The organism is Serratia fonticola, assembly GCF_001006005.1.
GTDB classification, from domain to species: Bacteria; Pseudomonadota; Gammaproteobacteria; order Enterobacterales; family Enterobacteriaceae; genus Chania; species Chania fonticola.
In genome coordinates, this window is the sequence record NZ_CP011254.1 from 5,464,581 (window position 1) to 5,488,865 (window position 24,285).

Here is a 24,285-nt window from a genome sequence, read left to right on the forward strand (position 1 = left end):
CCTTTCCATGTGGTTATGCCGAATCCCGGACAATAAGTTCATAATCGAGAAAGATATCTTCGGTTATTTGACCCGCAATCAACGCCCGGGCGGCATGACGCCCTTTGGCAACAATAGGTTGGCGGATGGTGGTCAGCGCGATCGGTGGATCCTGAATATCAATATCGTCAAACCCGGTGATCGCAATCTGACCAGGGACCGTAATATGCTGACTCTGGCAGTAGTGGTAAACGCCGAAAGCAAAGCGATCGGACAGGCAGATGATGGCCGAAATGCCCGGTTCGCGGGTAAGCAGTACCTTGGCCGCCTCTTCTCCCCCGGCTTCGTCATGCAGTTGTTCCACAACGTGGCTGGTGGTCAAATCAATACCGCCATCGGACAGCGCCTTGATGCATGCGCTAACACGCCCAAAGGCCACGCCGTTGTCAAATTCGCTGGAGAATTCAGCCAGTGATGACAGCACGCCCGCTTGCTTCTTCACCGGGAAAGCGACAATGCCGAATTTTTTATGCCCAGCCGCCAGCAGATGCTGGCAAATGGCCTTCATAGCAGCAACGTCATCAATGGAAACACAGGTGAAGTCCTGCAGTTTGATATCGGTAGTGACCACCGGCAAGCCGCTGGTTAATGCCGCCTGGACAATTTCATCATTGCTATAGGTGGCATTTAAAATATAGCCATCGACGACGGCGCTTAACATGCGTTTTTTAAATTCGTTATTCACTCTTAGTGGCATCAGCGCGATGTTAATGCCATTTTTCTCACACTCCTCGGCAATGCCACGCATCAACGCAATGTCATGACGATCGGAGAAAACATAACTCAAATTATCGTTAAAAATGACCCCAAGCGTACCGCTTTTACCGGTACGTAAAAAGCGCCCGGCCCCTGTCGGGCCATGGTAATTAATGGATTCTGCGTAGGCCAAAATCTTCTCCCGCAGTTCTGGCGAGACCTTTTCGGGCCGATTAAACACATTCGAGACGGTGGTATGCGTAACGTTCAGCGTCTCAGCAATGGTTTTAAGTGTTTCGCGTTTTTTACCAGTGGTCATGTCAAAAGCTCCGGGAAGATAAAGTTACCAAATTGCCCATACTATATCCCAATCCGCGGTAGGAAATGATTGGTTCTCACCACCAGGAAAGGTATGTTACCCCACTTTTAACGTTAAAATTGCAACGTACGTCACCATTTTAACGTTAAAATAAAAATAATGAGATGTGAGTGCACTCACAGAATCCCTGCATCTTCGCTGCTATTTTAACGTTAAAAATTGGCCTACCAGCCTTTCTTCCTACTGACGAATAGTTCACAGGTAATCAAGTCATGCTAAAGAAAATCAACCATACCCTGCTCTCTCTGGCGATTGCCGCCAGTTGCATAGTGCTTACGGGCTGTGATGACAAAGCGGTTTCTGGTGATAATGAAAAACAGGAAATAACCCTGTGGATCGCACCCAATAACGTCCAGGAAGCATTCTGGAGCGAAGTCGTTGGCGAATGGAATCAACAAGCCGACAAAAAGAAAGTGGTCTTTTCCACCATCCCGGCGGCAGGCAGCTCAGAAGAGGCGATCATGAACGCCATAGCCTCTGACCGCGCACCGGATATTTCGGAGAATATTTTCACCGGCTTCGGTACTCAGCTGGCTGATTTGGGCCAAATCGTCGATCTCTCCTCGCTCGATGGCTATGGATCCTTAATTCAAGCCCGGCAGATGGGCGATATCATGAAGAACTGGGGCTATAACGGCAAAAATTACATTCTGCCGATTTACATGAATCCGGTGCTGTTCTGGTGGCGCGGCGATTTATTAGAGGAACAGGGCTTTAGCGGTATCCCGCAAACCTATGACGAGGTATACGCCCTCAGTGAAAAATATACCATCGAGAACCAACGTTATGCGGTGCAAGCAACATCTGGCCGCAACTGGTGGGACCGCTGGTTTGATTTTATCGCCCTCTATTACGCTCAGAGTGGCGGCAAGCCTTATATCGCCGACAAGCAAGCCACCTATGACAACCAGGCTGGGCGCGACGTCATCGGTTTCTTAAATACGCTGTTTGAAAAAAAATGGACGGTCTACGACTTCGGCCAGGATGACCCATTGGTGACCGGCAAAGTTATGGGCGCAGTGCGCGGCCCCTGGGATATCAGCCGCTATCAGCAACAGTATCCGGAAATCCTCAAGCAGATAAAGATTGGCCCGATGCTGGTCAAAGATAAACAGAAAATGCCTTATACCTTTGCCGATGGTAAAGGGCTGGTCCTGTTCAGCCATTCCAAGGTTAAACCCGAGGCGTGGGAGTTTATCCAGTGGGTGTTCAGCCAACCCAAATTCGATAAGCGCTGGGTTGAACTGACGGGTATGCCACCGGCCAGAGCGGATTTGCTTACCAACCCACTGTTTACCCAATATTACCAGGATAACCCTTACGCCGCGGCCTACGCCAAATATGTCAACGTGGCAATACCGCCTGCATCCAGCAGCGAAACGGTGGAAATTCAACGCAGTATGACGCAAATGCTGGAGAAAACCGTGTTTAAAACCGTAACGCCGGATGAAGCTTTGCAGCAATCCGCGCAGGAAGTGAACGCGCTGTTAAAGCCCTGATTACTACATCTTATTGATTTCTCGTTTTATGCTTCATCTGAGGGTGGCCGTTAGTTATGATTTTTCCAAAGCTTAAAGATAAACATGTAGGCGGTATTCTGGCGGCCTCCTATCTGGGATATACCAGTATATTCTGGCTGTACCCCTTTATTTGGCTCGCTGTGTTATCGCTGACTGAATGGCGTTTTGTGGGCATTCCTTCGTTCAACGGTGTGCAAAACTTTATTTTGGTGCTGCAAGATCCGTTGTTCTGGAAATCGATGTTGAACGTACTGCGTTTTTTAATGTACTACCTACCGGTAGTATTCATTTCTTCGCTACTGTTCGCGTTTGGTTTACAGAAATTGAAGTATGGCAGAACCTTTGTTGGCCTGAGTTTTTTATTAGCCAACGTATCTTCCGGCGTGGCCTATTCCATCGTATTCTCCAAGATCTTTAGCCAGAACGGGCCGTTGAACACCTTTCTGGATGAATGGTTCGGCTTTACTCTGCCCTGGCTCACCAGCCCGGACTTCGCCATGTTGTCCATCTCGCTGGTGGTGACCTGGAAGTTTGTCGGCTATTACGGGCTGATACTCTTTTCTGGTCTGAACAGTATCCCCAAAGAAATTTACTCGGCAGCGGAGCTGGATAACACCCGGCCACTCAAGCGTTTGTTCCGCATCACATTACCGCTGATCAACCCGCAATTGATTATGGTGCTGGTATTAGCCATTACGGTCTCTTTTGCGATCTTTACCGAACCCTATCTGATCACCGGCGGTGGCCCATTAAACAGCACCACGACGCCGATGATCGTGATGTATGAGGCCGCATTTATGAAGATGCAACCTAGCTGGGCAGCCACCATGTCTATTTTTATCGCACTGATCAGCTTCACCCTGATCCTGATCGTCAGAAAGCTGCTGGAAAGAAAGGTGGAGATCGTTTAAATGAAAAAATCTATCAACAGCCTGATTATTCATCTGGTTATGTTCTTTTTGGCGCTCTCGTGGCTGTACCCTTATATCTGGATGGTGCTTTCCTCCTTTAAACCAACCGCCGATATTTATACCAACGGGATGTTTGAAGGGGCTTATTCACTCGATAACTATCGTTTTCTGTTTGAAAGCACCGGGCGGGTAGAGAAACCCTTTTTAAAAACCTTGCTTAACTCGTTGTTTATTTCTACAACGGTGACGGTAGCAGTTACCCTCAGTTCGATGTTTATCGGTTTTGCGCTGGCTAAAATGCAGTTTACCGGCCAACGATTATTTAAAAACCTGCTGTTTTTACAAATGGTGTTCCCGGCATTTATGTTTATCATCCCGCAATTCGTTTTGGTACGGGAGCTGGGGCTGTTAAACACTTACAGCGCCATGATTGTGCCGTTCCTGATGAGCGCCTGGGGGATCTTTATGATTTCACAAAGCTTTCAAGGTACGCCTAACGACTATATTCATGCGGCCAAGATCGATAACGCCAGCCTGTGGCAAATTATGATCTACCTGATGATGCCGCTGAACAAGGCAATTATCGCCATCGTCGCGCTGTTCACCTTCGTCGGTACCTGGGACAACTTCCTGTGGCCACTGATCGTTATCCAGGACGAAAACAAAATGCCGCTGTCAGTGTTGCTGGCCACCTTCAGTAAATCCTATGGCGTCTATGTGGGGCCAGTGATCGCCGGTGCCGTGCTCCAGACTATCCCGATCGTCGTGCTATTTATCTTATTCCGTAAGTACTTTATGCAGGGCATGTCCCTGTCGCTGAAATAAGGACTCGTGCAATGAATGATCAAGCGTGGTGGCGTGAGGCCGTGTTCTATCAGGTTTATCTACCCAGTTTCCAGGACGGCAACGGAGATGGGATAGGCGATCTTCATGGGCTGATTGATCGGCTGGATTACCTGCAGGAACTGGGGATTGGCGGGTTATGGATCACCCCTTTCTACCCTTCCCCTCTGGTGGATAACGGTTATGACATTAGCGATTATCTTAATATCGCCCCGCAGTATGGCACGCTGGCGGTTTTCGAGCGGTTAATCGCCGAAGCCCATCGGCGTAATATTCGGGTGATCATTGATATGGTGCTTAACCACGTCTCTACCGAGCATCCGTGGTTTAAAGACGCGCTGAATAATCCGCACAGCCAATATCGTGACTATTTTATTTTCACTCGCCAACCCAATAACTGGCAGTCGTTTTTTGGTGGATCGGCATGGGAGCCTGAAGCTACTGGCGGTGAATACTATTACCACAAGTTTGCCATTGAGCAGGCCGACCTGAACTGGGCCAACCCGGCGGTCGCAGAGCTTGCCAAGGGCGTACTGGACTTCTGGCAAGCCTTGGGGGTGGATGGTTTCCGTCTGGACGTGATCAACTTCCTGTCATGCAGCACCCAGCGAACAGATAACCCTACGCTGGAAAACGGTGAACAGCAGCACCTGTACGATATTAATCAGCCTGGTATCGAGTCATGCCTCGCTGATTTAATCGCGCATGCGCGGGCCAAAAGCCCCTGCTTTATTGTCGGTGAGGTGGGCAGTGACAAGCTCAAAGAACTGGCACGCTATCAGTCCGCCGACTTATGCGATGTGGTATTCAATTTTAACCTAGGCAGCCTGCCTGCCTTCGATTTGCCGCAAATCGTTGAACAGTTGAAGCTGATGAACGACCTGCCAGGCAATGTACCGACACTGTTTTTCTCTAGCCACGATATGCCCAGGATGATCAGCCGCTTCGGCGAGTTCGCTGGCGACATTGCCAGGGCGCGTGCGGTGGCTTGCCTGCAATTAATGGCCCATGGTGTGCCGTTTATTTATAACGGTGAAGAGGTGGGCATGCAGGACTATGTCGCCACCGAAGCGGATGCCATTTACGACATTCAGGGCAGGACACAGTATCAACAGAAGCTGGCCGCAGGTGGCAACCCGGAGGAAGCATTTCAGTTTGCGTTAACCAAAAGCCGTGATAATTCACGCTCGCCCATGCAATGGTCTGCAGCCCCCTTTGCCGGTTTTAGTACCCACCAGCCGTGGATGCCGGTCAATGAAAACTATCGCCAGATCAATGTGGCGGCTGCGCAAAATGCGTGCCATTCCCTTTGGCATGATTATCAACAACTCATTGCCCTGCGCGCTCAATATCCCGTGTTTCACTACGGCGTCTATGACCAATTGAAGCAGGTCAAAGACACCCTGATATTCAGCCGCCGTTATCGCCAACAGCGCGCCACCGTCACCATCAATTTTGGAGAAAATTATTTATTGCAGGTACCGACCCACGGGAAGGTTTTATTTGATACACGCACAGTGCCCGGCCAATTGACTCACAATGATATCGTAATTTTTATCGAGGACAGTAATGATTAGATTTTCTGGTAACCCATTAATTACCCCCCAGGACATAACGCCAAGTCGTCCGGGATTTAAGGTTGAATGCGCGTTCAATGCGGGCGTCACCCGGCTTGGCGATGAAACCATTATGTTGGTCCGCATTGCGGAAAGCGTGATCCCCAAGAACGAAGGCACCACCGTGGTACCTTGGCTGCAAGAAACTCCCGCGGGCTGGCAGGTGACTACCCGGGAGTTTTGGCATAACGACCCTGCCTATGATTTTAGCGACCCACGGTTGATCACCTACAAAGCAGATCCGGCGATCGTCTATCTGACTTCACTCTCTCATCTGCGGGTGGCGAGAAGCGGCAATGGCGTGGATTTTGTCGTTGATACTCAACCGCTGATTTTCCCGGACAACGGCTATGAAACCTTTGGCTGTGAGGATGCCCGCATCACCGAGATCGAGGGGGCTTTTTATATCAACTATTCCGCCGTCTCCTCCAAGGGTATCTGCACGGCGCTGGCGGTTACCAAGGACTTCACCTCTGTTGAGCGTCTGGGATTGATTTTCTGCCCAGATAACCGCGACGTTTGCCTGTTCCCGGAAAAGGTGGGCGGCAAGTATCTGGCTCTGCATCGCCCGGCGCCCAAACACTTCGGTAAACCCGAGATTTGGCTGGCCAGCTCCAACGATTTGCTGCACTGGGGACAACACCAGCATCTGCTGGGCACATCGCAAGATCCCTGGGATGCGTTAAAGCTGGGTGGCGGCGCTCCCATGTTGAAAACGACAAAAGGCTGGCTGCAAATTTACCACGGGGTAGACGTGGATCAACGTTATGCCCTGGGTGCCATGCTGCTCGATTTGGACGATCCTACCCGTATTCTCGCCAAATCGCCGGTTCCCTTGTTGCAACCGCAAGCGCCCTACGAGCTTTACGGATTCTTTGATAACGTCGTCTTTACCTGCGGTGCGTTGATTGAGAACGATACCCTGCGGGTCTACTACGGCGCCGCTGACGAAAGCATGTGCCTGGCTGAAATGCCGCTGGCCCAACTATGGCAACACCTGTCGGTGTAATGAGGGAAAATACGCAATGAAGACTAATTCTCCGGCCAGCGTGGCACAACTGATTGCCGACTATCACCAGCGAACGTCAGGTATCACTTTCACCACTGACCGGCTCGAATTCACCGGTGTAGGTGACAAGGATGTTTACAACATTACCGCTCCCTTTACCTCTGCCGGGCTGCAAGTCATTGCTGGGCGGGTTGAAGCCAGGGACTCTGAGCACTCGACCATTGTTTTCTTCCAAGAGCAGCAAGGAAAATGGACTCCGGTGGAAAATGCACCCACGTTCCCGTTACAGGATCCCTTTTTCTGCTTTATCGCTGGTGAACTGATATTTGGTGGCGTCGAGATCAACCCCCATCCCGAGCACCCAGGGCAGCTTATCTGGCACACCGTGTTTTATCGCGGGCGTGACATCCTGTCATTAAACCGTTTTGCTTGCGGCCCTTCAGGTATGAAAGATATCCGCCTGTGCCAGATCCAGCCAGGGCGCATCGGGGTATTTACCCGGCCACAGGGCAATATCGGCGGCAGGGGAACCATCGGATACGTTGAGATAAGCTGCCTGGAGGAACTCACGCCAGACACTATCGCCAATGCACAACTACTCGATCGGCAGTTCAACAGCGACGAATGGGGCGGCGTCAACGAAACGCATTTACTGAGCGACGGCACTATCGGCTTACTGGCCCATATTGCCTGTTTTGATCAACAACAAAGGAGACACTACTACCCGGGCGTCTTTATCTTCAATCCGGACACTAAAAACTATAGCCCCATAAAAATAATTGCAGCAAGAAGTAATCTGCTACCAGGAGATGCTAAACGCCCTGACTTGGTAGATGTCATTTTCCCAGGCGGCCTCATCGCATTAGCCGATAATCGTTGGCGGTTATATGTCGGTGCCAGCGACGCACAAGCGCACTGGATTGATATTGAGGATCCTTTTATCGGGATTTAATTCGCAAGCAATCGAAATTGCGCTTTTAACTGGCTTAATGGAAAAACTAATATTAATAATATTGGATGGTATTGCTATTGCCAAAACCAGGCAATACCACCAGTTTAGAAGGGATTATAATGAAATACTCTAAAATTTTTTCTCTGCTGTTGCTGGCTGGTCTCAGCTCTACCGTTCATGCGGAGAGCACACTAATTAAAGGTAAGACCCCAAGTGCTGAAAGTCGCCCTATTTTCGCCGGTGACAAGATTAGAATAATTAAAGAAAATGGCGAGACGGTGGAAACAGTAGTAGAACTCAGCGATGATAGCGTTGGCATTATTCGTCTACCAAAGGATGAACGTTCTTATTTCCACGGTAACTGGTTGGCAGAGTATAAAATAGAGCATTTCCGCAATGAAGGCCGCAGCACCAACTCCCGTCCGGTGCATGAAATCGTCTTCGCCGATGGGCGGGTCAACTTTGGTGACACCGGCTGGAACACCGGTTTCGTACTCAAGCAGGTGCATTTTACCAACGACTCACGCAATGACAGCCAGCATAAAGTCGATTTTCGCATGATCGAAATGGAAATTCGCCCGGCGTGGGCGAAAAGTATAGATAAACACTGGTTTATGCTGGAAGGGATCTACCTGGGTAAAACCGGCTATGAGAAGAACCGTACCACCGGCAGCAACAACAATATTGGCGGTGATGGTTATGGCTTCCGCCCATACTACCGTTATCAGGTATCGGACAACTTCAGCGTCAACACCGATATTAAAATGCTGGTAGAAGACAAGGATGCCCGCGGTGCCGATAGCGGACGTTTCCAGTTTTATGAAGCGCTGGTGAATTTTAACTATCACATAGCGGATCGTGTGAACGTCGGATTTGAAGTGTTTCGCAAAGAGGGCCAGGACTTCAACCATGATGGCGACAAGACGGCGAACGTGCTGGAACAGGAATTTCGCCCATGGGTTGCCTGGAGTATGGGTAAAAGTAACTTCCTGCTTAAGATGGAGCCTCAATTACGCCGCATTGGCGGGCGTGATGGCTATAAGGAAACCTCCAGAAGCGAGAAATATATCTTTAACTATAGCTACCCGATCACCGACAGATTTTATGCGGTGGCCGAGTACTTTTACCGGGTAGAGCACGACAAAAAATTCTGGGATCACAACGTTCGCGACCCGAATGCATATAAAAATACTGAGACCAATTTCGGCAAACTGGGTGTGAACTATGTTTTCTAAGTTGAAAGCAATAACTCAATAAAAATAAGGTAACAACATGAAATTATTAAATACCCTGGTTTGCATCATCGGATTAACCACATTTTCTGCCGCTGCCGCCCTGGTTAACCCAACGCATCTGGATGCGCTATACCAAAAGATCACCCTAGCCAACAAAACGGAATTGGGCCTGATCCATATCTATAGCGAATACCCGGATTACCGCTGGGTTAAAGATCCCATCGAGGGCGTATCGGCAATCGATGACGTCGCACGGGCTGTGGTCTTTTATCAGCGTCAGTATCAATCAAACGGCTCTGCGGCAGACCTGGAAAAGGTTAAATCACTGGTGCAATTCATTCTCCACCAGCGAGCGGATAACGGCTATTTCTATAACTTTATCTACCCCGACCATTCCATTAATAAAACCTACAAAACCAGCGTAGCGGAACCCAACTGGTGGACATGGCGCGCCCTATGGGCATTGACTGAGGCTTACCCAACCCTGGCAAAGACGGATGCAACGCTGGCGAAAAAGGTGCATGAAACCATTTTCGCCACCACCGATGTCATTTATAAAGACTTTAACTTCAAGCAGACCCGCGGTGAAAAAGACGGTATCGCGGTCGCTGAGTGGTTACCGCAGACCGCAGGCGATCAGGCGGGCGTATTGTTGATGGGCCTGAGTAATGCCTACTCGCTGGGCTCCAAGCCAGAAATTGAAAAAATGATGCGCGCATTAGCGGCGGGCATCATGCTGATGCAGGTTCAGGATACCTCCTCACCGGTAAACGGCGCGTTTTTAAGCTGGCAAAATATGTGGCACGGCTACGGTAACAACCAGGCTTATGCTCTGCTTACGGCGGGCGAGAAGCTGGGCGACCGGGATATGATCAAGGCCGCGTTTAACGAACTGGATCATTTCCAACCCGCGCTCATCAAAAAAGGGCTGGCAAACTGGTTCACCGTTCAACAGAAAGGTGAAAAGGTCACCGTGATCGAGGAACAAAAGTTTGCCCAGATAGCCTATATCATCCGCCCGATGGTGTTTGCCAACGTCAAGGCCTGGCAAATATCACGCGATTCCGCTTATCTGCAGCAAGCCGTCGATTTATCCCTGTGGCTGTTTAAGCAGAACCCGGCAAAAGCGCAAATGTACTTCCCTGCCACCGGGATCGCATTTGACGGTATAGACTCCCCCACCAAGGTGAATAAAAACTCGGGGGCAGAGTCCACCATTGAAGCCTTGCTCACGCTGCAAATCGTGGAATCCATCCCTGAGGCTAAACGTCTGCTGGATGCCGCGTTAACCAAACTGGATATCGAGCGTTAATCCCAACCGACTGACCATGGGGCGCTGCATACGGCGCCCCAACGGCCAAACATGTGCGAACCTTACCAAACCCCATGCTAAAAATACGGGTCTACTCCCGCTTAGATTTTCTATGTGGGCGTTTGATCACAGACAAACTTAAGCGTAAGTGATTGAATAGTAGCGCAGAGCAAGGTTTTAATCCGCATAGCGGGTAGCCTTGCGACGGTTTGCAAGGCCGTCGCGTTCAGCCACTCCGGCAGCTCTGCGTGAAACGCTTGCTATAGTGCCCCCTTTTGCGGCATGTTGACATTATCACCCCAGCCGAATGTTCCAGTGACCCTTAGAGCAACGCAATGATTAAATGGCCGTGGAAAGCAAATCAAGCGCAGGCGGAAACGTTTGCAGAATGGCAGGAAGCCCTGTCCATCCCCCTGCTCTCACCTTTGGATGAGCAAGAGCAGCGGCGTTTGGTGGCGGTTGCCAGCCAGATTTTGCAAAATAAACGCATCGTGCCTTTACAAGGGTTGGAACTGACATCCCTGATGCAGGCGCGTATTGCCCTGCTGTTTGCATTGCCCGTGATGGAACTGGGGGCAGAATGCCTGGACGGTTTTAACGAGGTCCTGCTCTACCCAACCCCCTTCGTGGTGGAAGATGAATGGCAGGATGATATTGGTCTGGTGCATTCCGGGCCGGTGGTGCAAGCAGGCCAAAGCTGGGAACAGGGGCCTATCGTGCTCAACTGGCTAGACGTGCAAGACTCCTTCGACCTTTCCGGCTTCAACCTGGTGATCCATGAAGCGGTGCACAAGCTGGATATGCGTAATGGCGGCACCGCTACCGGCGTGCCCCCAATCCCGCTGCGCGATATCGCCGCCTGGGAATACGATTTACACGCCGCGATGGAAAATCTGCAGGACGAAATCGATATGGTGGGTGAAGAAGCTGCCAGCATGGATGCCTACGCCGCCAGCGATCCGGCAGAGTGCTTTGCCGTGCTTTCCGAGTACTTTTTTAGCGCCCCTGAGCTGCTGGCCAACCGCTTCCCCGCTTTGTACGAGCACTTTTGCCGCTTCTACAAACAAAACCCACTGGCCCGTTTGCAGCGTTGGTATGCAGACAGCGAGCCACAACGGGACTGAGTTTGCTCAGATGATGAGCTGTCGCACCCCCAGAATCAATTTTGCGTTGACACGATCTGCACGGCTGGATATGATGCGCCCCGTTCACACGATTCCTCTGTAGTTCAGTCGGTAGAACGGCGGACTGTTAATCCGTATGTCACTGGTTCGAGTCCAGTCAGAGGAGCCATATTTAGAAAAGCCCGCTTAGGCAACTAAGCGGGCTTTTTGCATTTCAGTAACTGCTAGCCATGCAAAACTCTGGTGTTTCAAGTCATTCAATGACAAACATAGTCTGGGTCACATTGAAATATGCAGCAACCGGGGCTGGCGTCACTGACGCTAGCCCAGAGGCCTTCGAAAAGGCCTCGTCGTTAGGACAGGGAAATCTGTTATGCAGGGAATATTTCAGATTGTTCGAGAGCTTACTGGATAAATGCTAGCGTATTAATAATCCACGGCGTCACGAATAATCGGGCAGGTCATACAGTGGCCACCTCCTCGCCCGCGGCCCAGTTCGCTCCCCACAATCTCAATCACCTCAACCCCTTCTTTGCGCAGCTGAGTATTGGTTTTGGTATTACGGTCGTAAGCCAGCACCACACCAGGAGAGAGCGCTACCATGTTGTTGCCGCTGTCCCACTGTTGGCGTTCGGTGTCGTAGTCGTTGCCTTCGGTTTCCACCACCCGCAGTTTTTTCAGGTTCAATGCCCCGGCAATGGCCTCGACAAAGGTGCCTTTATCGCGGCTCAGCTTCATGCCGGTTGGGCCATCATCCGGGCGCAGTGAGAAGGTTTTGATCTGATTGACGATCGCCGGGTAGAGCGTCACCACATCACGGTCGCAGAAGGTAAATACCGTATCCAGGTGCATCGCGGCACGCAGTTTCGGCATGGCGGCAATCATGACCCGTTCAACGCCGGAATGCTTGTTGGCAAACAGCGCGGCGGCCAGTTGGGTGATCGCCTGATGCGAAGTACGCTCACTCATCCCAATCAGCACGGTTTTGTTGCCGATCGGCATCACGTCCCCGCCTTCGAGCGTGGCGGTACCGTGGTGCACCGTTGGGTCCCCCCACCAGACGTTAACATTGGCTTCGCCAAAGTCCGGGTGGAACTTATAGATCGCCGTGGTCAAAATGGTCTCTTCGTGACGGGCTGGCCAATACAGTGGGTTCAAGGTCACGCCGCCGTAGATCCAGCAGGTGGTATCACGGGTATATAAGGTATTCGGCAGCGGTGGCAGCAGGTATTCGGTAATGCCCACCGCTTCGCGGATCAGCTTCAACTCTTCATGGTCCGCGTAGCCTTCTTTGGCCAGTTCGGTAGTAGAAAGGCCACCGATCAGTACCTCCGCTAACGCCCGTGGTGCCAGGCCATCCAGGAAGCTGCGGGTTTCATTCAAGATCCCCAGCGACACTTCATTAGGCACAATCTGCTGATCCAGGATCCATTTTCTGGCTTCGGGCAACGCCAGGGTTTCGGCCAGCAGGTTATGCATTTCCACCACATCTACGCCGCGTTCGCGCATCTTGGTCATAAAGTCAAAATGGTCACGCTTGGCGCGCTCAACCCACAGCACGTCATCAAACAACAGCTCATCACAATTACTGGGTGTCAGCCGGTTATGCGCCTTGCCAGGGGCACAGACCATGACTTTATGCAATTTCCCTACTTCTGAATGAACACCAAACTTGGACTGCGTGTTTTCTTTAGTCGACATAATGAACTTGCCTCGATCAGATTGTGATAACGCCAGTGGCAATGCTGTAGATTGCAGCAATGGCGGCGACCATAACGATTACAAAGAGCCCCATCTCGGCCGGGGTGAACACTTTTGCGTGCTGTTCACGTTTAGCCATAATGTAGAGCAGCGTACCTGGGCCATAGATGATGGCGGAGAGCAGCAGATATTTCATACCACCGGCGTACAGCATCAGCAGTGCGTAGAAGGTGGCGATCAGCGCGAAGATCAGATCCTTTTTATGATCGCGTTTATCGGTTTCGTAGGTTTCGCCGGTCAGGGCCAGCTTCAGCCCATAGGCACCCACCAACAGATAAGGGATCAGCGTCAGGGAGCTGGTCAATTCGAGCGCCAGCTGGAAGGCGTAATCACTAAACAGCGTCAGGATTAAGAACACCTGAATGGTGATGTTGGTCAGCCAGACGGCGGAAGAGGGCACCGCATTGCTGTTTTCGGTGGCGAACACCTTCGGCATACTCTTGCTTTTCGCGGCGGAAAACAGCACTTCTGCCGCCAGCAAAGACCAGGAGAGATAAGCGCCCAGCACCGAAACAATCAGGCCCACGCTGATGAAGATTGCCCCCCAGCGCCCCACGATAGCTTCCAACACGCCCGCCATTGAAGGTTGGCGCAACGCCGCCAGATCGGGACGGAGCAGCACGCCGTAAGACAGCATGGTGATCAGCACCAACAGGCACAGCACCCCGATGAACCCCAGCACCGTGGCAATCCCCACGTGGCTGCGTTCTTTGGCATAGCGGGAATAGACGCTGGCACCTTCAATCCCCAGGAACACGAATACCGTCACCAGCATGGTGCTACGCACCTGGCTGAACAGGGATTCAGGTTCCGCGGTAGGGACGATGGCGGCAGCCGCATGGCCCACATAGCCGTAGTCGTTAAGATGAGAGAAATCCCCCACGCTAGCCAAAGAGGCTGCGGTCTCTGGCGTTCCCCAGAAGTTGAGTGCAAACACGTCACTTTTGAAGGCAAAGATCAGCACAATAATAAAGATGAGGATCGGCAGGATTTTAGCGATGGTGGCAATGGTGTTGATAGCTGCGGCGCTTTTCACCCCGCGCAGTACCAGAATGTGGAATCCCCAAAGAATAACCGAGGCGAACAACACCGCGGGAATGGTATTACCGTCGCCAAATATCGGGAAGAAGGCCCCCAGAGTAGATTTGATCAGCACAAAGTAAGAGACGTTACCAATACAGGTCCCGGCCCAGAAGCCAAGTGCAGCGGCAAAGCCCAGATAATCACCGAATCCGGCTTTGGCATAGATAAACACGCCGGAATCGAGATCGGGTTTACGTTGCGCCAGCGTTTGGAACACAAAGGCCAGCATTAACATCCCACCACCGGCAATACACCAAGCGATGATGGCACCAAATCCCCCCGTTGCGCGTCCAAAGGTCGCCGGCAAGGAAAATATCCCAGCCCCTATCATGGACCCTACCACCAGAGCGGTGAGAGACCATAGGGACAATTTATTCGTTGATGAGCTCGTCATGGTTTTCTTTACAGATACCTATTTTTATTAAGAGACAAAGTAATAACCAGCCCTAATCGAATTAGAATAAAATCATTTATCTAATTTGATAGAAAAAACCGCTATAACAATGTCGACGATATGTCTACCGACCCTATTAAATTAAGGCGGTTGTAAAAATGCAAAAGCTTATAACTCATAACGCAATAACTTATATATGAATATCTACACCTCAGACGGCATTTAATTTAAGATAAGATTAATCTCACATAAAACAAAACTCTTCTAAAATGCATTCACGTTTAGCTGTTGTTTAAGATTATAAAAATATTTAATTGACACTATTTAGCGCTTACGTTGATTTTTATCATGGCGTGATTTATTTTTGGCGAAAATCTTGAAATGGAGTAACTTAAATTCTCATCTTAAATAAAAATTTTTACATATCCTTAAAAGTCTCTCATACAAATGATGAATTAAAAAATCCGGATAGACTCCTGCAACAAACGAATTTCAATTTACATCAGCAGTACATTATGTGAACAGTTTCGTTTGATGTCTTTGGCTTATCATGCCATGTTCCTCTTGCTACACATCACCTGATAAGGGTTTATTGCTAATGCTTTGCCACTATTTAGCTAACCAAATGTAAATAAATTGTTTCCCCCAGCCTGCCCGGCGTTCCAATAATGAAGCCATGTTAATTGGAACGAGTGCATGACATGTCTTATCGAATCAGCCTGCTTGATAAAAGCCCGGTTGCAGCAACGGAAACCGCGTCTGATGCCTTACAGCGCACGCTGTACTTGGCAAAACAGGCCGAAGCCTGGGGCTATCATCGCTTCTGGATTGCTGAGCACCACAATAGCCCTCACCTCGCCAGCCCTTCACCAGAACTGGTGATTGCCTGGATCCTTGGCCAGACTCGCCATATCCGTGTGGGTTCCGGTGGCGTGATGCTGCAGCATTACAGCCCGTATAAGGTGGCTGAAAACTTCAACCTGCTGGCCTCATTGGCACCTGGCCGTATCGATCTTGGCGTAGGCAAGGCCCCTGGCGGGTTGCCATTGGCAACACGGGCACTGCAACAAGGTCTTCATCAGCAAGAGAAAGGTTCGTTTGCCGAGCAGCTTGCGCAGCTTGATAACTGGCTCTCCTTGCCCGCCGCAGACGAAGGAGATGATGCGCTACAAGCCACCCCTATCCCGCCGCATGTTGCAGACCGTTTCCTGCTAGGAGCCAGCAACGAGAGCGCTTTGCTGGCAGCACAGCTGGACTGGAACTTCGTTTTCGCGGCTCATCTTAATGGCGATAAATCCCTGATGAGAGAAGTCATTACTACCTGGCGAGACCATAGCCAACGCGACACGCTGGTGGCCGTGCAGGTGATTGTCGCCGCGAGCGAAGCCGAGGCAACTGAGCTGGCGGCTCAGGTGGAGATATGGGGGGTTGAGCTTGAGAATGGTCAACGCGTGACCGTGGCAAGTGAGGCTCAGGCCCAGGCCTTTGCCCGCCAGGCGGGTAGCCCTGCCCGTCTGATTGAACAACGTACCCGTTCGCTGATCAAAGGCACCCCCGCAACCGTCCATGCGGAGCTTTCCGCCTTGCAGCAAGCGTTTGGAATCGACGAATTCATCATTGATACCCCGATCGCCGAGGGATCGGCGCGGATCGCTTCATTGCACCTGCTCGCGGAAGGTATTGCGAGCTACGCCACCGAAAATGAATCCGCCTAAAGGGTAAAAGATGACATTTGCACAGCAACTCATTGACTGGCGGCGCGAGCTGCATCGCAACCCGGAACTTTCCGGGCAGGAAATAGCCACCACCGCACGGCTGCGCCACTGGCTCGAATCCGCTGGGCTGCGTTTACTGCCGTATGATCTGACCACGGGCGTTGTCGCCGAGGTCGGCCAAGGTGAAAAAGTCATAGCCTTACGTGCTGATATTGATGCATTGCCGATTGAAGAAGCCACCGGCGCCCCCTTTAGTTCACGACATAAAGGCGTCATGCATGCTTGCGGACATGATGTTCACAGCAGTGTGATCCTGGGAGCGGCATTGCTGCTGAAAACACGTGAACCGCAACTGGCTGGTCGGGTGCGGTTGCTGTTTCAACCTGCGGAAGAAAACTTCACCGGGGCCAGGATGTTGATACAGGCTGGCGTTCTGCATGGCGTGAGCGCCATTTTTGGCATGCATAATGAGCCCGGTCTGCCGGTGGGAACCTTTGCCTCCAGAGGAGGCCCCTTTTATGCCAACGTCGATCGCTTCGTGATTGGCGTAAAAGGCAAGGGAGCCCATGCGGCACGCCCGCATGAGGGCGTGGATGCGATCGTGCTGGCCAGCCAACTGGTGACGGCGTTCCAGAACATCACCAGCCGCAACATTAATACGCTGGAATCCGCCATTGTCAGCGTTACCCGTATTCAAGGTGGTAATACCTGGAACGTGTTACCCGAAAAGGTTGAGCTCGAAGGCACAATACGCACGCACTCTGCCGATGTACAGCGCCAGGTTGAAGGGCATATACGCCAGATCGCAGCCGGGTTGGCTGCCGCCTTCGGTGCAGAGATTGAGGTGACGTGGTTTGCCGGGCCGACCATGCTGATCAACGACGAAAAATGGGCAGCCTTTGCGACCGAAGTTGCCCAGGCAGAAGGCTATCAAACCCAGACCGCCGCCTTGCATATGGGGGGCGAGGATTTTGCCGCCTATCTGCAGCAGATCCCCGGTGCGTTTGTCAGCATCGGCAGCGCCAGTGAATACGGCCTGCATCATCCGGCATTTAGCCCTGATGAAGCCATGATTGAAGACGCCGCACGCTATTTTTCGGCGTTGGCCGAAAAAGCACTGCAAGCTATCTGACAGAGTTAATCAATTCCTTGGGAATATATCCCTAGAGATATCCATTGTCTGAAAATGAGGGTTAAACATGTCTTTAAACCGACAATTGCGCTTGGGATCAATATTACACGGCGCATCTGGCAATATGTCCGCATGGCGACACCCGGCAGCACAGGCAGATGCCAGCATTAATTTTGACTTCGTCAAAAACACGGCCATCAAGGCCGAAGAGGGAAAGCTTGATTTCCTGTTTGTGGCTGACGGCTTATATATTAATGAGAAATCCATACCGCACTTTCTGAATCGCTTTGAGCCACTGACGGTATTATCTGCGCTCGCCGTGATTACCAGCCGTTTGGGGTTAGTGGGCACCGTATCGACGTCCTACAGTGAACCCTTCACCGTGGCACGTCAGTTTGCCAGCCTTGACCATCTCAGCAACGGCAGAGCTGGCTGGAACGTGGTGACCTCACCGCTGGAGGGATCGGCGAAGAACTTTTCCCGCGAAAAACACCCTGAGCATGCATTGCGTTACCGCATCGCCGATGAATATCTGGATGTAGTAAAAGGGCTTTGGGATTCTTGGGAAGAAGATGCATTTACTCGCGATAAAGCCACCGGCCAATATTTTGATCCCGCCAAATTACATACGCTGGATCATCACGGCGACTTTTTCCAGGTGGCTGGCCCGCTGAATATTAGCCGCACGCCACAAGGTCGACCCATTATATTTCAGGCTGGCGCTTCGGATGATGGGAAGAAATTAGCGGCACACCATGCCGATGCTATTTTCACCCACCATGAAACGCTGGAGGCGGCACAGGAGTTTTATCGTGACGTAAAAAGCCAGCTTGAGCGCTTTGGCCGCCGCTCTGAGGAACTGCATATTTTTCAGGGTGTCAGCCTGATTGTCGGAAAAGATGCCGAGGATGTTGAACGCCAGTATCAGGTGACCGCTGCCCTGGTTTCGATCAAAGACGCACTCAACTACCTTGGCCGTTATTTTGAGCACCACGATTTCAGCCAATACCCGCTGGATGCACCCTTCCCCGATGTGGGTGAGCTCGGGCAAAACAGCTTTCGCAGCACCACCGATGAAATCAAACGTAATGCCCGCGAACGTGGCCTGACGTTGCGCCAGGTAGCGCTGGAAGCCGCAACTCCCCGCCCACGCTTTCACGGTACGGCACAACAGGTTGCCGATGGTCTGCAACACTGGTTCGACACCTTTGCGGCAGACGGTTTCATTATCCAGGGCGGTACGCCAGATACCTTCCCGCGTTTTGTCGATGAAGTGGTGCCCGTTCTACAAGCTCGCGGTCTTTTCCGTACGGAATACCCGGGCACGACACTGCGTGAAAGTCTGGGTCTGACATCGCCAGCTAATCAGTTCGCACCGCAATAAACCCATAACGATAAAAGAGACAACGCTATGCAGAAAACCCTATTACTCCTGGTGCTGGTGCTTAGCCCTGCAGCCTGGGCACAAAGTGTGACGATTAATGGTACGGGCGTTAGCCTGGAAGCGAACAAAGCGCCGATCAATACCAAGATCAATCCGCAGGCGGTGGCCCAATTGCCGAAAGGTTATCACTTTGCCGTGCCCGGTAAATTCACCGTCGCGGTGTCGGCACTCAATTCACCACCGCTGACCGTATTTGCCGAAGATAACAAAACGCTGTTGGGCAGCGAGGTCGATATCGCCCGCCTGGTAGCGGATAGCCTGGGGCTGGAACTTAACGTCGTTCCGACTTCCTGGGAGGATTGGCCACTTGGCGTTTATTCCGGCAAATATGATGCCGCTATCAGCAATATTACCGTTACCAAGGAGCGCAAAGAGAAATTCGACTTCGCCACTTACCGTAAAGACTCACTCGGGTTTTACGTAAAGTCCGACAGCCCGATCAAAGCCATAGAGAAAGCAGAAGACATTGCCGGGCTGCGCATTATCGTCGGTTCTGGCACCAATCAGGAAGCCATTCTGCTGGCCTGGAACCAGGCAAATCAGCAAAAAGGGCTAAAACCTTTTACCCCGATTTATACCAAAGATGACGCAGCCCAAACGCTGGCACTGCAGTCTGGCCGCGCCGATGCCTTCTTTGGCCCGAACGTGACGGGAGCCTGGAAGGCGGCACTCACCGGCAAAACCCGTCTGGCCGGTAGCGTGGACGGTGGCTGGCCAAAAGCAGCACATATCGCAGTGACGTTGAAAAAAGACGGTGGCCTGGTCGCACCGGTACAAACCGCGCTGAATGGCGTTATCAACAATGGGGATTATGAAAAAGTGCTTAACCGCTGGGGTGAAGGCATTGAGCGCCTTTCTGCCTCTGAGATCAACCCGGCTGGATTAGGCGATTAAGGGGGGCCACATGAGTGACGTATTTCGTGATGTTTCGCCTGAAGCCAAAGAGTTGCAACCGATTATCAACGGGTTATTCGGCGAATATGCCGCCCGCTATGGCGACTATTTCTCCCGCGACGCCGAAGTCGAGCTGGTGCAATGGTATCTGCCGCCGCAGGGGCTATTTCTGGTGCTGGAGCGTGATGGCGAAATCATTGCGACCGGTGCTTACAAACCTTTTGACCCGCATACCGCAGAACTGAAACGTATCTGGACACATCCGGCACTGCGCCAACAGGGCCTGGCAGGCCGTGTGGTACGGGAATTGGAGCGTCGCGCATTGCTGGCGGGTTATAGCCGCGTCTATCTCACCACCGGATTTCGCCAGCCGGAAGCCGTGCAGCTTTATCTGGGGCAAGGATACGAACCACAGTTCGACATTTACCGCGACCATGAAGAGTACAGTGTACCGCCCTATGACGGCCGCCTGCGTTTTATCAAAACGCTGACCTTCGCCAGTCAAAGCAATATTGCCTGAGGAACCCACTGATGAATTCATCTTCGAGCATTAAAGTGGTTCCGGCGCGTTATCCGCTACGCACCGCTGGGGCCATCGTGGCGCTGTTTGTATTGGCGATCGTCGTCCAGTCGATCGCCTTCAATCCTCGCTGGGAGTGGGCGGTTTTTGCCCGCTGGTTCTTTGATCCGGTGATCCTCTCGGGGGTAGCGCAGACCTTGCTGCTGACGCTGCTCGGCACCGTACTCAGCCTGATCATCGGTGGTGCGCTCGCGCTGTCCAGACTATCGTCCTCCTGGCTGTTAAACAGCCTGGCATGGGGCTATATCTGGCTGTTCCGTTCGCTGCCGCTGATCGTGGTGCTGATTATTCTGTACAACTTTTCCTACCTGTACGAACGGCTTTCCATTGGCATTCCCTTTACCGATATTGCTTTCGGCAGCTTTGCCACCATCAACGTGCTCGGTCAATTTTCCACCGCGGTGGTGGGATTAACGCTGGTACAAAGTGCCTATACGGCAGAGATCATTCGCGGTGGTTTTCTAGGTGTCGATCACGGTCAATATGAGGCCGCAGCTGCGCTAGGCTTACCCGCCTGGCGGCGTACCCTGCGTATTATTCTACCTCAGGCGCTGCGTACCATTCTGCCTGCTGGTTTCAACGAAATTATCAGCCTCGCCAAAGGCACCGCGATGGTTTACGTCTTAGCCATGCCTGAGCTGTTTTATACCATCCAGATGATTTACAACCGCACTCAGGAAGTGATCCCCCTATTGATGGTGGGTGCCGTCTGGTATCTGGCAATCACCAGCGTGTTATCGCTGCTGCAACACATTGTGGAACGCTGGTTGGCACGTAGCGAACGCCGCTCTGCCGTTAATCAGGAAGCGGGCAAACAGAGCCAATCGCATCAGCCAGCCCCATCTGCACCGGAGGTGATCCATGTCCCTATCTCATAACACCCAAGGCCACATCTCCATTACCGGCGTCAGCAAGGTTTTTGGCCGTCATAGGGCGCTGGATAACGTTTCTCTGGAAATTCCACCCGGCTCGGTAACGGTGATCCTCGGGCCGTCCGGATCAGGAAAGTCGACGCTGTTACGCACCATTAACCACCTGGAGCGCGTTGATGAAGGCTTTATTCAGATTGATGGCGACTACATTGGCTACCGTCTGTCGGGCGACAAGCTTTACGAACTGAAGGAGAAAGAGATCCTGCGTCAGCGCATCAACGTGGGGTATGTGTTTCAGAACTTCAATCTGTTCCCGCACCTCACCGTGCTGGAAAACCTGATTGAAGCCCCTATCGCCCATGGTCATCTGAATCGCCAGGACGCCATTAAGCAAGCGCTTGAACTGCTGGATGTGGTGGGCCTGCGCGATAAAGCCGATTCCTGGCCACGTCATCTGTCTGGCGGCCAACAGCAACGCATTGCGATTGCACGTGCACTGGCACTGCGCCCGCGCGTCATGCTGTTTGACGAACCCACCTCTGCACTGGACCCAGAACTGGTGGGGGAAGTGCTGGACGTTATCAAGAAGCTTGCCCGCTCCGGTACCACGCTGGTGGTGGTAACACACGAGATTGGTTTTGCCCGGGAGGTGGCCGATCAGGTGGTGTTTATGGTGGATGGCAAGATCGTTGAACAGGGTCACAGCGAGGTGGTGCTCAAACGCCCGCAGCACCCACGCACCCGTCAATTCTTATCTAAAGTCCTTTAAGGGAAACAATGAAATATACATTTCTGGTGCTGGCATGGTTCAGCTCCGTAGCCTTTGCACAAGGGAATATCGATCTGGCTGCCAATGAGCAACCGCTGCACACGGCTAAAAATCCGCAGGCCGTCAGTAAAATCCCGGCAGATTACCGCTTCGTTGAACCAGGGACGCTAACGGTGGCCATCTCCGCGCTTAATTCACCACCGCTTGCGCTATTGGCCAGCGACAATAAAACGCGCATCGGTAGCGATCCTGACATCGCGCGGCTGCTCGCCGACAGTCTGGGGCTGAAGCTGAAACTGGTGCCAACCGCCTGGGAAGACTGGCCACTAGGGATCACTTCTGGCCGCTATGACGTTGCGTTGGTTAACATTGCCGTCACGGAACAGCGCAAGACCAAATTTGATTTTGCCACTTATCGCGCTGACTCACTGGCGTTCTCGGTAAAGTCGGCCAGCGAAATTCAATCCATCAGTAAGCCCGCGGATGTGGCAGGGCTGCGGGTGATTGTCGGTTCAGGTACCAACCAGGAGAGAATTCTGCTGGGCTGGAATGAGCAAAATCAGCGTGAGGGCCTGAAACCCGCACAGCCGATCTATCTGACCGATGACGCATCCGGCAATCTTTATATTCAGTCTGGGCGGGCAGATGTCATGTTCGGCCCGCAGTCGGTAGCCGCCTACAAAGCGGCACTTACGGGCCAAACCCGCGTGGTAGGGCTGGGGCCGAAGAAAGCCTATGTAGCCACCACCACCAAAAAGGGCAACGGACTGGTTTATGCGCTGCAAGCTGCGCTAGACGCGGCGATCGTACAGGGTGAGTATCAACAGGTGCTGGCGCGCTGGGGTGAGCAAGGGGAAGGCGTTGCGGCATCTGAGGTCAATCCGCCGGGGATCTCCTACTAAGCTAAGCGGGCGCCGCAGGCGGCGCCCCTATAAATTAGCATTACCACGTTGTCCCCCCCCCTCCACCAGCCCAACCCCGCACTTGACTTATTTTGTCTAATTTGTATTTTAAGGACATGCACACTTTTTTGATTATCGTCCCCGAAGGGGGCATGTTATTCGAGCCTACGGGCATTGCCGATATCCTGATGCAAGCCAACCGCTTGAGGCCGACGGATGCCGCGCATCCACCGTATCAGGTGTCGATTGCCACGACCCAGACGCACCGCGTGATCCATGGGGGGTCGGGGCTAAATCTGCTGGCCGATCACCGCCTAACTAACCTTGATCCCACGCTGCCGCGTGACACCATTATGATCACTGGCAAAGGTATGAGCGCTGAGGAAAGCGATATCGTCGTCAATTGGCTGCGTCAGGCTGCGCCGTATGCACGGCGGATCGTATCGATTTGCGGCGGTGCGTGGCTATTGGCTCAGGCCGGTCTGCTTGATGGGCGCCGTGCCACCACGCACTGGCGGTTACTGGAAGCGATGCAAGCTCAATTCCCCAGTGTCCACGTCGAGAAAGGCCCAATTTATCTTCAGGACGGCAATATCTGGACCTCCGCTGGCGTCAGTTCGGGCTTCGACCTCACGCTGGCTTTAGTGGAAGACGATCACAGCTTCACGTTAGCGCGCGATGTCGCCCAAGACTTGGTGATGTTCCTGCGCCGTCCCGGGGGACAATCACAGTTCAGCCGTTTTCTGCTCAGCCAAGCCAGCTCGCCTGGCCCAATCCGCGATCTGCAAACGTGGATACTGCAAAATCTGTCCGGCGATTTATCCGTTGAAAGGCTGGCGGAGCACGTGGCCATGAGCCCAAGGAATTTTACCCGCGTTTTCACCCGTGCAACAGGGATCAGCCCCGCCAAGTATGTGGAAGAAGTCCGCCTCGACGTAGCACGGCAACACCTGGAACAAAGCTCGGATAAGCTCGAACAAATCGCCACCGCCACGGGTTTTGGCAACAGCCTCAACCTGCGTCGCGTGTTTGAAAGAAATTTACAACTCACACCCTCAGATTATCGAGAGCGTTTTCACGCTCGCACTATGTCCTAAATTGAT

Annotated in this window: 19 protein-coding genes, 1 tRNA gene and 1 pseudogene; 18 read left to right on the forward strand and 3 right to left on the reverse strand. The window is 52.2% G+C overall.

Going from position 1 to position 24,285, the window contains the following annotated elements; genetic code table 11:
• Positions 1-13: 13 nt before the first annotated feature.
• Entirely contained in the window at positions 14-1,054 is a 1,041-nt protein-coding gene (locus tag WN53_RS24320) for a LacI family DNA-binding transcriptional regulator (RefSeq protein ID WP_024486214.1), read from the reverse strand.
• 272 nt (positions 1,055-1,326) lie between these two features.
• Here WN53_RS24320 and WN53_RS24325 point away from each other — a divergent pair, with 272 nt between their 5' ends.
• The 10 genes from WN53_RS24325 to WN53_RS24370 all read left to right on the forward strand — a co-directional run bounded on the left by WN53_RS24325 (position 1,327) and on the right by WN53_RS24370 (position 11,805).
• On the forward strand, positions 1,327-2,613 hold the full coding sequence (locus tag WN53_RS24325) for an ABC transporter substrate-binding protein (protein WP_024486215.1): 1,287 nt from the start codon (positions 1,327-1,329) through the stop codon (positions 2,611-2,613).
• A 56-nt stretch (positions 2,614-2,669) separates the two neighbouring features.
• Positions 2,670-3,545, forward strand: a complete 876-nt coding sequence (locus WN53_RS24330) for a carbohydrate ABC transporter permease (protein ID WP_046808344.1) — start codon at positions 2,670-2,672, stop codon at positions 3,543-3,545.
• Positions 3,546-4,370: a carbohydrate ABC transporter permease gene (locus tag WN53_RS24335; protein WP_024486216.1), complete on the forward strand. Its 825-nt coding sequence runs from the start codon at positions 3,546-3,548 to the stop codon at positions 4,368-4,370.
• A gap of 11 nt (positions 4,371-4,381) precedes the next feature.
• The gene (locus WN53_RS24340) at positions 4,382-5,965 is read left to right on the forward strand and encodes an alpha-glucosidase (protein ID WP_024486217.1); all 1,584 of its coding nucleotides are present in this window, start codon (positions 4,382-4,384) and stop codon (positions 5,963-5,965) included.
• The gene (locus WN53_RS24345) at positions 5,958-7,013 is read left to right on the forward strand and encodes a glycoside hydrolase family 130 protein (protein ID WP_024486218.1); all 1,056 of its coding nucleotides are present in this window, start codon (positions 5,958-5,960) and stop codon (positions 7,011-7,013) included. Before WN53_RS24340 ends, WN53_RS24345 begins: the two co-directional genes overlap by 8 nt.
• Before the next feature lie 16 nt (positions 7,014-7,029).
• Positions 7,030-7,965: an MTP-1 family protein gene (locus WN53_RS24350; RefSeq protein WP_024486219.1), complete on the forward strand. Its 936-nt coding sequence runs from the start codon at positions 7,030-7,032 to the stop codon at positions 7,963-7,965.
• A gap of 119 nt (positions 7,966-8,084) precedes the next feature.
• Positions 8,085-9,200, forward strand: coding sequence for a hypothetical protein (locus WN53_RS24355; protein ID WP_024486220.1), 1,116 nt, complete (start codon positions 8,085-8,087; stop codon positions 9,198-9,200).
• 655 nt (positions 9,201-9,855) lie between these two features.
• Positions 9,856-10,512 carry a sugar phosphotransferase gene (locus tag WN53_RS29090; protein WP_315902241.1) on the forward strand — a complete coding sequence of 219 codons (657 nt, stop codon included), beginning with the start codon at positions 9,856-9,858 and terminating at the stop codon, positions 10,510-10,512.
• 335 nt (positions 10,513-10,847) lie between these two features.
• Positions 10,848-11,636, forward strand: a complete 789-nt coding sequence (gene mtfA, locus WN53_RS24365) for a DgsA anti-repressor MtfA (protein WP_024486222.1) — start codon at positions 10,848-10,850, stop codon at positions 11,634-11,636.
• A 93-nt stretch (positions 11,637-11,729) separates the two neighbouring features.
• Positions 11,730-11,805, forward strand: a tRNA-Asn gene (locus WN53_RS24370).
• Positions 11,806-12,062: 257 nt separating this feature from the next.
• Here the strand turns inward: WN53_RS24370 and arcA are convergent.
• Positions 12,063-13,337: an arginine deiminase gene (gene arcA / locus WN53_RS24375; RefSeq protein ID WP_046808345.1), complete on the reverse strand. Its 1,275-nt coding sequence runs from the start codon at positions 13,335-13,337 to the stop codon at positions 12,063-12,065.
• A gap of 16 nt (positions 13,338-13,353) precedes the next feature.
• On the reverse strand, positions 13,354-14,874 hold the full coding sequence (locus WN53_RS24380) for an amino acid permease (protein WP_046808346.1): 1,521 nt from the start codon (positions 14,872-14,874) through the stop codon (positions 13,354-13,356).
• Between the two features lie 701 nt (positions 14,875-15,575).
• Here WN53_RS24380 and WN53_RS24385 point away from each other — a divergent pair.
• From WN53_RS24385 to WN53_RS24425, 8 genes and pseudogenes are all read left to right on the forward strand, one after another.
• On the forward strand, positions 15,576-16,589 hold the full coding sequence (locus tag WN53_RS24385; RefSeq protein ID WP_046808347.1) for an LLM class flavin-dependent oxidoreductase: 1,014 nt from the start codon (positions 15,576-15,578) through the stop codon (positions 16,587-16,589).
• A 10-nt stretch (positions 16,590-16,599) separates the two neighbouring features.
• On the forward strand, positions 16,600-17,721 hold the full coding sequence (locus WN53_RS24390; protein ID WP_046808348.1) for an amidohydrolase: 1,122 nt from the start codon (positions 16,600-16,602) through the stop codon (positions 17,719-17,721).
• A gap of 67 nt (positions 17,722-17,788) precedes the next feature.
• A pseudogene (locus WN53_RS29000) lies at positions 17,789-20,059 on the forward strand (NtaA/DmoA family FMN-dependent monooxygenase).
• A gap of 10 nt (positions 20,060-20,069) precedes the next feature.
• Entirely contained in the window at positions 20,070-20,579 is a 510-nt protein-coding gene (locus WN53_RS24405) for a GNAT family N-acetyltransferase (RefSeq protein ID WP_024486203.1), read from the forward strand.
• An 11-nt stretch (positions 20,580-20,590) separates the two neighbouring features.
• A complete protein-coding gene (locus WN53_RS24410) occupies positions 20,591-21,517 on the forward strand; it encodes an amino acid ABC transporter permease (protein WP_024486204.1) in 927 nt (308 codons plus the stop codon).
• Positions 21,501-22,280: an amino acid ABC transporter ATP-binding protein gene (locus WN53_RS24415; RefSeq protein WP_024486205.1), complete on the forward strand. Its 780-nt coding sequence runs from the start codon at positions 21,501-21,503 to the stop codon at positions 22,278-22,280. The genes WN53_RS24410 and WN53_RS24415 overlap by 17 nt, the downstream gene beginning before the upstream one ends.
• A gap of 8 nt (positions 22,281-22,288) precedes the next feature.
• The gene (locus WN53_RS24420; protein WP_024486206.1) at positions 22,289-23,182 is read left to right on the forward strand and encodes a transporter substrate-binding domain-containing protein; all 894 of its coding nucleotides are present in this window, start codon (positions 22,289-22,291) and stop codon (positions 23,180-23,182) included.
• 116 nt (positions 23,183-23,298) lie between these two features.
• Positions 23,299-24,279, forward strand: coding sequence for a GlxA family transcriptional regulator (locus WN53_RS24425; RefSeq protein WP_024486207.1), 981 nt, complete (start codon positions 23,299-23,301; stop codon positions 24,277-24,279).
• Positions 24,280-24,285 lie beyond the last annotated feature (6 nt).